11 protein-coding genes and 1 pseudogene are annotated in these 13,199 nt (G+C 66.1%); 10 read left to right on the top strand and 2 right to left on the bottom strand.

Going from position 1 to position 13,199, the window contains the following annotated elements:
- The first annotated feature begins 36 nt into the window (after nucleotides 1-36).
- Nucleotides 37-528, top strand: a complete 492-nt coding sequence (locus CJ197_RS04190; protein WP_102235484.1) for a Fur family transcriptional regulator — start codon at nucleotides 37-39, stop codon at nucleotides 526-528.
- Nucleotides 529-613: 85 nt separating this feature from the next.
- On the top strand, nucleotides 614-2,098 hold the full coding sequence (locus CJ197_RS04185; protein WP_102235483.1) for a catalase: 1,485 nt from the start codon (nucleotides 614-616) through the stop codon (nucleotides 2,096-2,098).
- Between the two features lie 283 nt (nucleotides 2,099-2,381).
- Here the strand turns inward: CJ197_RS04185 and CJ197_RS04180 are convergent, their stop codons facing one another.
- Both CJ197_RS04180 and CJ197_RS04175 read right to left on the bottom strand, forming a co-directional pair.
- A complete protein-coding gene (locus tag CJ197_RS04180) occupies nucleotides 2,382-2,765 on the bottom strand; it encodes a universal stress protein (RefSeq protein WP_102235482.1) in 384 nt (127 codons plus the stop codon).
- A 206-nt stretch (nucleotides 2,766-2,971) separates the two neighbouring features.
- Complete coding sequence (locus CJ197_RS04175) at nucleotides 2,972-3,649, bottom strand: 1-acyl-sn-glycerol-3-phosphate acyltransferase (protein ID WP_102235481.1); 678 nt, start codon at nucleotides 3,647-3,649, stop codon at nucleotides 2,972-2,974.
- Between the two features lie 165 nt (nucleotides 3,650-3,814).
- On the opposite strand from CJ197_RS04175, the gene CJ197_RS04170 reads away from it, so the two are divergent.
- The 8 genes and pseudogenes from CJ197_RS04170 to CJ197_RS04135 all read left to right on the top strand — a co-directional run bounded on the left by CJ197_RS04170 (nucleotide 3,815) and on the right by CJ197_RS04135 (nucleotide 13,121).
- Entirely contained in the window at nucleotides 3,815-5,494 is a 1,680-nt protein-coding gene (locus tag CJ197_RS04170) for a Gfo/Idh/MocA family protein (protein ID WP_102235480.1), read from the top strand.
- A gap of 611 nt (nucleotides 5,495-6,105) precedes the next feature.
- Complete coding sequence (gene nrdH / locus CJ197_RS04165; protein WP_158239363.1) at nucleotides 6,106-6,363, top strand: glutaredoxin-like protein NrdH; 258 nt, start codon at nucleotides 6,106-6,108, stop codon at nucleotides 6,361-6,363.
- A 22-nt stretch (nucleotides 6,364-6,385) separates the two neighbouring features.
- Nucleotides 6,386-6,784, top strand: a complete 399-nt coding sequence (gene nrdI / locus CJ197_RS04160) for a class Ib ribonucleoside-diphosphate reductase assembly flavoprotein NrdI (RefSeq protein WP_102235479.1) — start codon at nucleotides 6,386-6,388, stop codon at nucleotides 6,782-6,784.
- Between the two features lie 5 nt (nucleotides 6,785-6,789).
- Nucleotides 6,790-8,922: a class 1b ribonucleoside-diphosphate reductase subunit alpha gene (gene nrdE / locus CJ197_RS04155; protein ID WP_102235478.1), complete on the top strand. Its 2,133-nt coding sequence runs from the start codon at nucleotides 6,790-6,792 to the stop codon at nucleotides 8,920-8,922.
- A gap of 503 nt (nucleotides 8,923-9,425) precedes the next feature.
- Nucleotides 9,426-9,611 (top strand): annotated as a pseudogene (locus CJ197_RS04150) (ISL3 family transposase); the annotation flags it as partial.
- A 185-nt stretch (nucleotides 9,612-9,796) separates the two neighbouring features.
- Nucleotides 9,797-11,119: an ABC transporter permease gene (locus CJ197_RS04145; protein WP_233190635.1), complete on the top strand. Its 1,323-nt coding sequence runs from the start codon at nucleotides 9,797-9,799 to the stop codon at nucleotides 11,117-11,119.
- Entirely contained in the window at nucleotides 11,116-12,471 is a 1,356-nt protein-coding gene (locus tag CJ197_RS04140; protein WP_102235476.1) for an FtsX-like permease family protein, read from the top strand. Before CJ197_RS04145 ends, CJ197_RS04140 begins: the two co-directional genes overlap by 4 nt.
- A gap of 8 nt (nucleotides 12,472-12,479) precedes the next feature.
- Nucleotides 12,480-13,121 carry an ABC transporter ATP-binding protein gene (locus CJ197_RS04135; protein ID WP_102235475.1) on the top strand — a complete coding sequence of 214 codons (642 nt, stop codon included), beginning with the start codon at nucleotides 12,480-12,482 and terminating at the stop codon, nucleotides 13,119-13,121.
- Nucleotides 13,122-13,199: the final 78 nt, after the last annotated feature.

Raw genomic sequence — 13,199 nt, 5'->3', positions numbered from 1 at the left:
TTTGACTTTATCCAGAAAAGTGCCTATGGTGGGGCCATGACCAGCACGGAGCACGCTCACGCTGAGCAGATCGACCACACCGCGGCCCTGCGCGGCGTGGGTCTGCGCGTGACCGCTCCGCGGCTTGCGACGCTCGTGGCGGTCGAGAACAACCCCCACGCCGATGCGGACACCATCGCCCGTGCCGTGCGCGAGAGCCTCGGCACCGTGTCCCGGCAGGCCGTGTACGACGTGCTCCACGCCCTGTCCGATGCGCAGCTGCTGCGCCGCGTCGCCGTCGGCGGGCGGTCCATGCAGTACGAGCTGCACCGCTTCGACAACCACCACCACCTGGTGTGCCGTGAGTGCGGGCGCCTCGAGGATGTCCCCTGCGCCACCGGTCACGCCCCGTGCCTGACCGCCTCGGAGGACCACGGTTTCGAGATCGAAGTGGCCGATGTGATCTACCGTGGGATCTGCTCGGACTGCCGCGCGAACGCCGCGGACGACCAGGCCCCCGTCGGCCCTTCCACCCCGCAGACCCCCTGAGGCTGCTCCGGCGCCCCAGGGTCCATCCACCTTGTCCCACCTGCTGACCAGAACCTGTCATCACCCCTGACCAGAGGAGAACGGCATGACCACTTTCGATCCGCAGAAGCCCTCCACCACGGAGTCCGGCGCGCCGCGCCAGAACGATGCGCACTCGCTGAGCCTCGGCGCCGACGGCCCGCTGCTGCTGCACGACGTCGCGCTGGTGGAGAAGCTCGCCCGGTTCGACCGTGAGCGGATCCCGGAGCGCAGCCCCCACGCGAAGGGCTCCGGTGCGTTCGGCGAGCTCGAGATCACCGAGGATGTCTCGCAGTACACCAAGGCGAAGGTGTTCCAGAAAGGCACCAAGACCCCGATGCTGGCCCGTTTCTCCACCGTGGCCGGTGAGCTGGGCTCGCCCGACACCTGGCGCGACGTGCGCGGTTTCGCTCTGAAGTTCTACACCCAGGACGGCAACTTCGACATCGTCGGCAACAACACGCCGATCTTCTTCCTGCGCGACCCGATGAAGTTCCCCGACTTCATCCACTCCCAGAAGCGCATGCCCGACTCCGGTCTGCGCAGCCCGAACATGCAGTGGGACTTCTGGACCCTCTCCCCGGAGAGCGCCCACCAGGTCGCCTACCTCATGGGTGACCGCGGCCTGCCCAAGACCTGGCGTCACATGAACGGCTACTCCTCCCACACCTACATGTGGGTCAACGAAGCCGGCGAGAAGTTCTGGGTCAAGTACCACTTCCTCACCGAGCAGGGCATGGAGTTCCTGACCAACGAGGAGGCCGAGAAGATCGCGGGTGAGGACGCGGACTACCACCGCCGCGACCTGTTCGAGTCGATCCAGAACGGCGACTTCCCGTCCTGGCGCGTCGAGGTCCAGATCATGCCGTACGAGGACGCGAAGACCTACCGCTTCAACCCCTTCGACCTCACCAAGACCTGGTCCAAGAAGGACTACCCGCGCATCCCCGTGGGTCGCTTCACCCTGAACCAGAACCCGGTGAACCACTTCGCGCAGATCGAGCAGGCGGCGTTCTCCCCGTCGAACACCGTCCCCGGCACCGGCGTCTCCCCGGACAAGATGCTGCTGGGCCGCGTGTTCTCCTACCCGGATGCGCACCGCAACCGCCTGGGCACCAACTTCAACCAGCTTCCGGTCAACGCGCCGATCGTGCCCACCAACTCCTACGACAAGGAGGGGGCGATGCAGTTCTTCCACAGCGGCGATGCGCCGGTGTACGCCCCCAACTCCTACGGCCGCTCCTACCAGGGCGACGCCGAGCAGGGCCCGGTGGACAACGGCTGGGAGGCCGACGGCACCATGGTCCGCGCGGCCTACACCCTGCACGCCGAGGATGACGACTTCGGCCAGGCCCACACCCTGGTGCGCGAGGTCATGGACGATGCGGAGCGTGAGCGCCTCATCGACACCGTCTCCGGCATGATGGCCGATGTCGAGGAGCCGGTGCTCTCCAATGTCTTCCAGTACTGGAAGAACATCGATCAGGAGGTTGGCGAGGCCATCGAGAAGAAGGCTCTCGAGGGTCGCGGCGACGACGTTCCTGGGGCGTGAGCCTGAGGGCTTAAGAGGTGCGGCCTCGGCGGTGTCGCTGAGGCCCGCACCTGAGCCCGATGCCTGCGCCTGATGCGCGACGCATGATGAGGCCGGGGCACCGCGCGGTGCCCCGGCCTCATCATGTCTGGGTGCGGGCCGGCCCCAACCGAGCCGATCCGGCTACGTTTTCGTGGGAATGAGGGTGCTATTCCCACGAGAACGTAGTGGTCTTGCGGGAGGTGGTGGCGGGGGCGCATCCTGCGGGAGGTGGTGGCGGGAGCGTCGCCGACCGAGCTTCTGCTCAGACGACGAGGACCTCACTGGGCGCGCCGAGCAGGAGCTTCTGCACCGTCAGGCCCAGCAGGTGTCGGGCGAGGTCGTGGTGGCGCCGCACCCCGAGCACGAGCAGCTCGGCGCGCTCCTCCTCAACCACGCGCAGCAGCACGTCGGCGATGTCATCGTCGGTGTGCTCCTGGCGGAACGCCACGCGTACCCCCGCGCCGCGCAGATGCTCGCGTGCGATGTCGATGTCCTGGTCACCGGCATGCCGCGGGTCGGTCTCCACGCCGTCGCGCAGCACATTGACCACCACGAGCGGCCCCCCGCGCTGCTCGGCCTCGGCGCGCGCGGCATCCAGCGCCCTGTATCCCACGTCGGTGGGGATGAATCCGACGACGACGGCCATGGCAACTCCTGGACTGCGCTGCGGGCGGCGGCCCGGCGACTGTGCACGGTACGGGCCGATCCTACTGGCCCCGCGGCGTGACCTCGCGGCCCATCGGCCCGCTCAGCCCCGCGCCGCCCGCGGGGCCCTCAACCTTGCCTCTCCCGCGGGGCCCTCAGCCCCACACCGCCTGCGGCCCGCTCAGCCCCGCGCCGCCTGCGGCCCGCTCAGCCCCGCCCCTCCCGCGGCCCGTTCGGCCCTGCCTCGGCCCGCCGCTGCCCGGACAGCGCCTGGATCTCGTCCATGATCCGCGAGGTCAGCACCCGTCGGCGCGTCCCCTTGGCGGCATCCGGCGCGACGTCCGCGGGATCGATGGGCGTGCCCACTCGCAGCGTGATCGCGCCGCGGTCCGGCAGCAGGCGCGAGAACATATGTTCGGTGCCCTTCAGCCCCACCGGCAGCACGGGGCAGCCCGATTCGAGCGCGAGCCACGCCGCACCCTGCTTGCCCGGATGCAGCAGCCCGTCCTTGGACCGCGTGCCCTCGGGGTAGATCGCGAAGGCATGCCCCTCGCGCAGGATCTCCAGGCCCTTCTGCAGCGCCCCCTTGCCGGACGCGAGCTCCTGACGGTCCACCGGCACCGCCTCCACCGCGTTGAAGAACCAGCGCAGCACAGCCCCCGTCGGCCCCTTCTGGGTCCACAGACTGTCCTTGGCCACGAACCGGATCCGCCGCGGCAGCAGCACCGGGATCATGAACGAATCGATGTTCGCCAGATGGTTGGAGGCCACGACGAACCCGCCCGTGCGCGGCACGTTCTCCAGACCGCTGACGCGCGGGCGCCACAGGCCGTGGACGATAGGGCGCACCAGCTTGCGGGCGCCCCAGTAGAAGCTATGCGACATGGATCCTCCGAGAGTCGGTCCTCCAGGGGGTCACGATAGTGCCCGCAGGCTCGGCCGCGACAGCGCGCTCGCTGCAGGGACCGCGCAGGTGAGGGGCATGGGCGGGCCCTGCCGTGCGGAGGTGCATGTGGTAGAACAGGCGTGCGCCGAGACCGAGGAGCATCGATGGCCAAGACCCTGAACATCGCCGTGATCGGCGCCGGAACCATGGCCCAGGCCGTGCATCTGCCGGTGCTGCGCCGACGCTGGGACCGGTTCACGGTGGCCGCCCTGGTGGATCACTCGCCGCGGCGCCGCCGCGAGGCCTCCGACGTGTGGGGCGTGGCCGAGGAGAAGCGGTACGAGACGGTCGCGGATCTCATCGCCGCGGTGCGTGTCAAGGAGATCACGGTCGATGCGGCGCTGCTGTCCACCGACGGACTGCATGCCCAGGATCTGCTGGCCCTCATGCGGCGCGGCATCCCCGTGCTGGTGGAGCCACCGGTGGGCTTCTCCGCGCAGGAGATTGCGCAGGTTGCGGATTTCGAGCGGATGACCGGTCGGCCGCTGCTGATGCTCGCCTACCCGCAGCAGTACGACGACTCGGTGCGGGAGATGGGCGAGGTGATCGCCCGCAAGGACGTGCGGATGGTGGACCACGAGGTCCTCATGCCTGCCAGCCAGCCGCTGTTCGGCGCCGCGAAGGTCACCAGCTCCGCGTACGACCTGCCCAGCGAGAAGCGCTCCCAGCGGCGCAAGGATCTGCAGGCCGCCGTGGAGGCCGGCTCTGGGGAGGGGGCGACGCAGCGCGACCGCGACCTGTACGTCAAGGGTCTGCTCACGGGCGTGGCGCACCAGCTGGCGGTGCTTGAAGCGGCCTACGGGCCGCTGGTGGAGCTGTCGATGGCGCGGCACTGGCCCAAGGGCGTGATCCCGGGGTCGATCGAGCTGCTGGGCGAGCTTGAGGGTGGGGCGCGGGTGCGTCTGGTGTGGCACTACCTGCCGTTCGCCCCCGAGTACCGCGAGACGGTGCAGGTGCTGTCCGCGCGCCGACGCCTGCAGCTGGACCTACCGGCCCCTTCGCACGGCGACCGCCGCTCCACCCTCGCGCTGCGGGAGAAGAAGTCCGGGGTGGTGCAGGAGACCACGACGGTCGCGACCAACGGCTCGGCCGAGGCGATGTGGGAGGCCTTCCACGCCTTCGTCGAGAAGGGCGAGCCGCCGATTGCCGGCACCAGGCAGGCCCTCGCCCAGGTGGAGCTGCTGCGGGAGGTGCTCGCGCGGATCGTCGAGGCCGACGGCCGGACGATCGACCCGGAATCCGACGAGGAGGGCACCGAAGAGGCGGCCGGTGCGGCAGTGGCCGGTGAGGCGGATGCGGCCGAGTCGGCTGCCGGGGCCGACGCGGCGGATGAGCCGGGCGCGGGCGAGGAATCGCGTGCGGCCGACGGGGCTGGTGCCGCGCAGGTCTCCGGGGCGAGCTCCGCGCTCGCCGGGGCGCGGATGACGGTCGACGCGGAGCCGGCGGACGCCGCGCGGGAGGAGCCGACGGAGGCGGCGGGGGAAGAGCCCGCGGTGTCTGTGGATGCGGGGCTCGTGGCGGAGCCCGCCGAGCCCGCAGAGGCGGCGACGACCGCGGACCCGGCGCCGTTCGTGGAGCCGGATGAGCCTGCGGCTGGGCCTGCTGAACCCGTTGACCGCGCTGCGGCACCGACCGCTGAGCAGCCGGTGGTCGACGCGTGGACCCTGGAGGACGCGGACCAGGCCGCTGCCCCCGCGGACCAGGCCGCTGCCCCCGCGGACCAGCCTGCCGCCCCTGCAGACCAGCCCGCGGACCCGGAGCCGGGGCGCGACAGTCAGGCCTGAGCCGAGTTTGCGCTCGCGCCCCTTCCACGAACGGCACTCTCCTGACCGGCCGCGTGCAATATGCAGGCGGCCGGTCATCTGTGTCCCGTTCGTGGAATCAAGTCGGCCCCGGTCTGCGCGGCACCGCCCACCCCCACCCCCGCGACACGCCGCGCCATGCCGACGACACGCCCGAGATCCATCTCATCCCGCGCCGTTTCAGCCCCGCGGATCACCACCGCGCGGCCCGCGTCATCCACCGCCCGGCACCGCCGCGAAACCGCTCATCCACAGCCTGCTGTGCATGTCCGAGCGTCTTTCACGCACGGGGGCGCCGGACTGTCCCCAGCCGTCCCCGACTGTCCACATCCCATCAACAGCGCGCTGTGGATGACATTGTTGTAGTTCAGTACATCTTGTGGTCGCTCGACCCACCCACCACTAGGTGTAGTGTTGGGCCCGTTGCGGCGAACCGGGCCTCCCGGGAGCCTGAAGCGTCCCGGGAGACCCCGGAAGCGTGCAGGTCCGAGGCCATCGGGCGTCGCAGCAGCGGCCTTACGGGCCGCACCCGGACAACTGCATCACCCTCCCAGCCGACGCCCGTCGGCGCCCCTCCCGAAAGGCACCTCCCCGTGGACATCACCGTGTACTCCAAGCCCCTCTGCGTGCAGTGCGACGCCACCAAGCGTGCGCTGAACAAGGCCGGTCTCGCGTACGACGTCGTGGACGTCACCGAGGATGCTGAGGCCCTGGCCCGCATCAAGGCGCTGGGCTACATGCAGGCCCCCGTGGTCATCACCTCCCAGGACCACTGGTCCGGCTTCCGCCCGGACAAGATCAAGGCCCTCACCGCGGCGGGTGTCGCGCAGCGCACCGCCACCGCGATCTGAACCGCGCCGGGAGCGCAGGGTCATGGCGAAGCTCGTCTATTTCTCCTCGGTCTCGGGCAACACCAAGCGATTCATCGACAAGCTGGGGGTGCCCGCTGAGCGCATCCCGCTGTACCCCAAGGACGATCCCCTCGTCGTCGACGAGGAGTACGTCTTGGTGGTGCCTACCTACGGCGGCGGCAACGGCCGCGGCGCCGTCCCCAAGCAGGTCATCAAGTTCCTCAACGATGAGCACAACCGGAGCCTGATCCGGGGTGTGATCAGCGCCGGGAACACCAACTTCGGCGAGGCCTACTGCCTGGCGGGGGACATCATCTCCGCGAAATGCCAGGTCCCGCACATGTACAAGTTCGAACTGTTCGGCACGTCCGTGGACGTGTCGAAGGTCCAGGATGGATTGGAAGAGTTTTGGCGACACTGACCGAGATGCCCCCGGCAGAGCACCACAAGCGGCTCGACTATCACGCGCTCAACGCGATGCTGAACCTGTATGGCCCGGACGGCCAGATCCAGTTCGACAAGGACCGTGAAGCGGCGCGGGAGTACTTCCTCCAGCACGTCAACCCCAACACCGTCTTCTTCCACTCGCTGCGCGAGAAGATGGACTATCTCGTGGAGAACGAGTACTACGAGAAGAACGTGCTGGATCAGTACGACTTCTCCTTCATCGAGGACCTCTCCGAGCAGGCGTACGCGAAGAAGTTCCGGTTCCCCACGTTCCTGGGGGCCTTCAAGTACTACACCTCGTACACGCTGAAGACCTTCGACGGGAAGCGCTACCTGGAGCGTTTCGAGGACCGCGTGGTGATGGTCGCGCTGACCCTGGCGCGCGGCGATGAGGCGCTGGCCCGCCACCTGGTGGAGGAGATCCTCTCGGGTCGTTTCCAGCCGGCCACCCCGACGTTCCTCAACGCCGGCAAGGCGCAGCGTGGCGAGCTGGTCTCCTGCTTCCTGCTGCGCATCGAGGACAACATGGAGTCGATCGGCCGCTCGATCAACTCTGCGCTGCAGCTGTCCAAGCGCGGCGGTGGCGTGGCGCTGCTGCTGAGCAACCTGCGCGAGTACGGGGCGCCGATCAAGCAGATCGAAAATCAGTCCTCGGGCGTGATCCCGGTGATGAAGCTGCTGGAGGATTCGTTCTCCTACGCCAACCAGCTGGGTGCCCGCCAGGGCGCGGGCGCGGTGTACCTGCATGCCCACCACCCGGACATCCTGCGCTTTTTGGATACCAAGCGTGAGAACGCCGATGAGAAGATCCGCATCAAGACCCTCTCGCTGGGTGTGGTGATCCCCGACATCACCTTCGAGCTCGCGAAGAACAATGAACCGATGTACCTGTTCTCCCCGTACGACGTGGAGCGCGAGTACGGCAAGCCGTTCGCCGATGTGAACGTCTCGGAGCTCTACCGCGAGATGGTGGACAACCCGAACATCTCCAAGAAGAAGATCCGCGCCCGCGACTTCTTCCAGGTGCTCGCCGAGATCCAGTTCGAATCCGGCTACCCGTACATCATGTTCGAGGACACGGTGAACCGGGCGAACCCGATTCCGGGCAAGGTCACCCACTCGAACCTGTGCTCGGAGATCCTGCAGATCTCCACGCCTTCCACCATGAACGTGGACCTCAGCTACGACCAGCTGGGCCGGGACATCTCCTGCAACCTGGGCTCGCTGAACATCGCCAAGGCCATGGATTCCCCGGACTTCGCCCGCACCATCGAGACGGCGATCCGCGGCCTCACGGCGGTGTCGGACACCTCCGACATCGAGTCCGTGCCGACGATCGCCGAAGGCAACCGCAAGTCCCATGCGATCGGCCTGGGGCAGATGAATCTCCACGGCTACTTGGCGCGCGAGCGGATCCACTACGGCTCCGAGGAGGGCCTGGACTTCACGAACATGTACTTCTACGCGGTGACGTATCACGCGATCCTCGCGTCGATGCACATCGCGAAGGAGCGCGGGGAGACCTTCGACAACTTCGAGAACTCCGCGTACGGCACCGGCACGTACTTCGACAAGTACATCGATGAGGTCTGGGAGCCGCGCACCGAGCGGGTGCGGGAGCTGTTCGCGAACGCCGACGTGCACCTGCCCACCCAGGAGGACTGGAAGCAGCTGCGCGAGCAGGTGATGGAGCACGGCATGTACAACGCCTACCTGCAGGCGGTGCCGCCCACCGGCTCGATCAGCTACATCAACCACTCCACCTCCTCGATCCACCCGATCGTCTCCAAGATCGAGATCCGCAAGGAGGGCAAGATCGGGCGGGTGTACTACCCGGCGCCGTACATGACCAACGACAACCTCGAGTACTACGAGGATGCGTACGAGATCGGCTACGAGAAGATCATCGACACGTACGCCGAGGCCACGAAGCACGTGGATCAGGGTCTGTCGCTGACGCTGTTCTTCAAGGACACGGCGACCACGCGCGATGTGAACCGGGCGCAGATCTACGCCTGGCGTAAGGGCATCAAGACCCTGTACTACATCCGCCTGCGGCAGATGGCGATCCAGGGCACCGAGGTCGAGGGCTGCGTGAGCTGCATGCTCTGACTGGCACCCCCCCCATCGGCCGACGGCACCCCCACCGGCCGACACCAGGGCCCCGCAGCATCCCGGGAACGGGATGGTGCGGGGCCTTTGTCATCGCGGGGCGTCTTCTCCCGCCGCCTGCTCCGAGCGGTCGACGGAGAGGTCCGGTTCTGATGTGATGCGGCAGCCCGTGGGGTCGACCGCGGGGATGCCCGCGCGCGGGTCCCTCGGTGCCACCTCGTTCTCACTCCGCGCGCCGTCGGGGTCACGACCGGCTGGCCCGACGGCACCTACCGGCCCTGGGATTCCGTGCGGCGTGACGCGAGGGCGGCATTCCTGCATCGTGTGCACACTAAGGGCCTCATCTCGCCACCCCGCCCGAAGCCCGCCCTCACTCGTGAAACGGGCTCTTCGCAGATGAGGGTGTAGCGGTCGGTGGCGGGGTGGGCGAGTCGGTGCGGGGGTAGGCGTCGATGTCTCCCGATGATGGAAGTTCTGACGCTCGCGATCTGGAAGACCTCGACATGCCCCACGCTTCCTTCTCGTCCCTTGATCTCGATGCCTTCTGCGGCCTGGACGGGCTCGGCCTCACAGCCACCGGCCAGCGCATCGAGACGGGCCAGACAGCTCTGGAGTGCCGGGTCCTCGCGGAGGATCAGTGGTGCCATCGCTGCGGCCGGGCCGGAGTTCCTCGCGGCACGGTCCTCAGGCCTGACTCAGGTCATAGGGCCGGTGCAGGGGATATGCAGAATCACTCCAGACTCCGGTAGTAGGTTCCTACAGCATCTGTTCGGCAGCGCACCACAACCAGCGCGCGGGCTCTTGCCGCTATCACCCTGGAAGGGAAGTTTTGATGTTCGTAGGGAGAGCCTGGCGTTACTGTGTCCGCAAACCGGTGAAAACAGTCATCATCTTTGCTGTTCTGGCCATCATGGCCACCGTGGTTATGGCGGCAAGCGCCGTCACTCGTTCAGCCGACCACGTGTCGAACGAGATCGAAGCAAAGACCGGCCGCGGGTTCGTCCTGGAGAACAACCCCCAGCACAATCTCGGAACACCACGAGGCGCCGGCACCGTCAAACCCGCTGACATCGACAAACTCGCGGGGCTGGACGGCGTGGAGGCGCACGTGGCCCGGCAGAACGTCACCGCTGACCTCGTGGGCGCGAAAGTGCAGAAACTCGACCACGACGACTACGACAAACAGCGTGAAGAACAGTTCGGCAACGCCGTCAACGTGTGGGGTGTGAACAACAGCGAAATCGACAACAACTTCCGCAGCGGCACACTGAAACTCACCCAGGGCCGCCACCTAAGGCCGGACGACAAGAACAAAGCCGTCATCCATGAAGACCTCGCCAAAGCCAACAACCTCGGCGTGGGCAGCAAACTGACACTGAAGGGCAATAAGTACGACGTCGACAACGAACGCCAGTCCACAGAAGAGGTCACCACCGAAATTGTTGGCCTCGTATCCGGCGACAATCCCCGACCGGCAGCAACGCGCAATGAGCTTTTCGCCAACACCGTGTTCACCGACCTTGAAACCACACGCGCGCTGTACAAGTTCACGCCAGGCAACGAGATCTATCAGGACGCGAATTTCTTCATCAGCAACGACGCCGACCTCGACGAGGTCACTCAGGCCGCGAAGGAGCAGGGCATCGACTGGCAGAACTACCAGATCTCCCCATCGGCCCAGTACCTTTCGGGCATCACCGGAGCTGTTGACGGCATCAAGAGCATCATGCGCAACACCACCGTTGCCGCCACCATTTTCGCCGCCACGGTCGTGGCTCTGGTCCTGTTCCTGTGGCTGCGCGAACGCAACAGGGAAACCGGCACGCTGCTGTCGATCGGCGTGACTAAGACCTGCATCGCCGCACAGTACTTCACCGAAATGATTCTGATCGCCGTACCGGCGTTTATCGCCGCCTACTTCGCCGCCGGCCGATTCGCCCAATGGATGGGCGACACCACCCTAGCCAGTGTGAACAAGTCGGCAGCGCAGGACATGGCTCAGGCCGGCCAGTTCGGTGCTGACATGGAATCCTCCGCGTCAGCCCAAACACTGGAGAACCTGACTGTGGGCCTGACGTCTGGCTCGGTCATCCAAGCCGCAATTATCTGTGTTGCAGTCATCGCCTGTGTCGTTGCCATCACCACGGTGCCGATGATGCGCAAGAGCCCCCGCGAAATCCTGGTGGACGCCACATGAGCAGCCCATGGTCGCGCGCAATCCGATGCGTCACCCGCAAACCCACCCGCACCCTGCTCATGACGCTCATCATGACCGTGGTGTTCACAGCACTCGTCGCCCAATCCGGCGTTCGCTCCACCATGGCCGACGTCAAAAATGCCATCAACACCAACATCGGCGCCGGATTCACGGCGGTCGGGTCAACAGGTGAGCCCGGTAAACCGGGTGACGAGGTGGAGCCCGGCTCAGGTGAGGCACCTGGGGCGGGGGAGAGCCCGGCCGCCCAGCCGGGCGGCACCTCGCGAGATTCCGCGGGAATCGATCGGGAGGTGGCTGAGCGTTTAGCAGCCCTGCCCCAGGTGGCGCGGCACAGTCTTGAGGCGGCCTTCTTGGCCCGGCCCGAAGGTACGCAGCCGGTGCTGGGTGCCAGTGGAGTTCAGTTGGACCCACAGTTCGCAGGTGACGTCAGTGTGACCGGAACCAGCGATTCCTCGCTCAACCCCGCATTCCAGGGCAAGCTGTACCAGCTCGTCGAAGGGGAGCACGTGGGCGCGGACGAAGGTTTGCAGGCTGGTGCGGGCGGTGATGCAGGGAAGGCCGGCGCTGGGAAGGCCATCATCCACCGCGCGTTCGCTGATCACAACAAACTCGGCCTGGGAGATAAGCTCACGCTTAGCAACGAGGGTGACAAAGTCACGGTCACGGTTGCTGGCATCCTTGAAGGCAAAACAGACAACCCTACGGGCCTTCCGTCCGGGGCATCCGAGAACCACATTTTCATGGATCTTGCATCGGCGCAGAAGCTGGGCGCACCCCTGACTACGGGCCGCTATTTCACGCAGAACGCGCAGCAGCTGCCGGAGGCGCTCGCGGCTGCTGGGCGCATCGCACCGGAGCTGACGCTGGAGGACAATTCCGCACAGTTCGCACCCGTACTCCAGGCGATTTCTGGCGTGGACCGGCTGCTGGGAATCCTGCTGTTGGGCCTGTGCGTGGCCGGCGCGTGCATGCTTACACTGGTGAGCACTTTCTGGGCGCGCGGACGGATTCACGAAATCGGCATCCTTTTGTCTCTGGGTAAAAGCAAAGGCAATATACTGTCGCAGTTCGCAATTGAAGCGAGTATTTTCACCGGTGTGGCCGCAGTCATTGCCGCAGTGGCCGGGACGGTTCTTTCCACTCGGTTGGGGCAGGCGGTCTTCGCCCAGGTGGGTGGGGAGACGCTGTCGTCGATTCAGCCGAGCATGGGTGCCGGTCATGTTGGCCTGGCGTTGGTGTTGGGAGCCGCCATTGTTCTTATCGGAGTGTCTGTGGGAGTCCTGCCGCTCGTCATGCAGCGCCCCAAACGAATTCTTGCAAAACTCAGTTAGGAAACATCATGGCCATCATGCAGCTTGATCACGTCAACTTCAGCTACGCCAACTCTGTCAAGCGGGTGCTCAGCAACGTCACCTATCACTTCGAAGAGGGCACGTTCTACTCGATCGTCGGTTCGTCCGGTGCGGGCAAAACTACGATGTTGAACCTGCTGGCTGGACTCGATGCGCCCAGTCAGGGGACGGTTCGGTTTGGCGGCGATGATATTGCCGAAACCGGGTATACCCGCCACCGCAAAGACCAGATTGCGCTAGTGTTCCAGAACTACAACCTCATCGACTACCTGACACCTCTGGAGAACCTGCGCCTGGTCAACCCCAAGGCCAGCATTGACGACCTCACCCGGCTGGGCATTGATGCCGCTGCTGCGAAGAGGAATGTGCTTGCGCTGTCTGGTGGTCAGCAGCAGCGAGTGGCCATCGGCCGCGCGCTGGTTTCCTCCGCACCGGTCATCTTGGCCGATGAACCCACCGGCAACCTCGATGAGGAAACCGCCGAAGGAGTCATCGAGATTCTGCGGGATGCAGCCCATGAGAGGGGCAAGTGCGTCATCGTCGTCACCCACTCGAAACAGCTTGCACGATCAGCCGACGTCACACTGCGCCTAGAAAAGCGCAAACTGATCGAACGCAAAAAGGCCTGACGGACGAGATAGGGTTATGGACAACGCCTCGTCAATACAAAACGGTGGCGGCACTTCTTCAGGGCTCTTTTCGGTTCG

Source organism: Brachybacterium sp. UMB0905 (assembly GCF_002871795.1).
Lineage (GTDB): Bacteria > Actinomycetota > Actinomycetes > Actinomycetales > Dermabacteraceae > Brachybacterium.
This window is presented reverse-complemented; position numbering and strand designations above follow the sequence as displayed.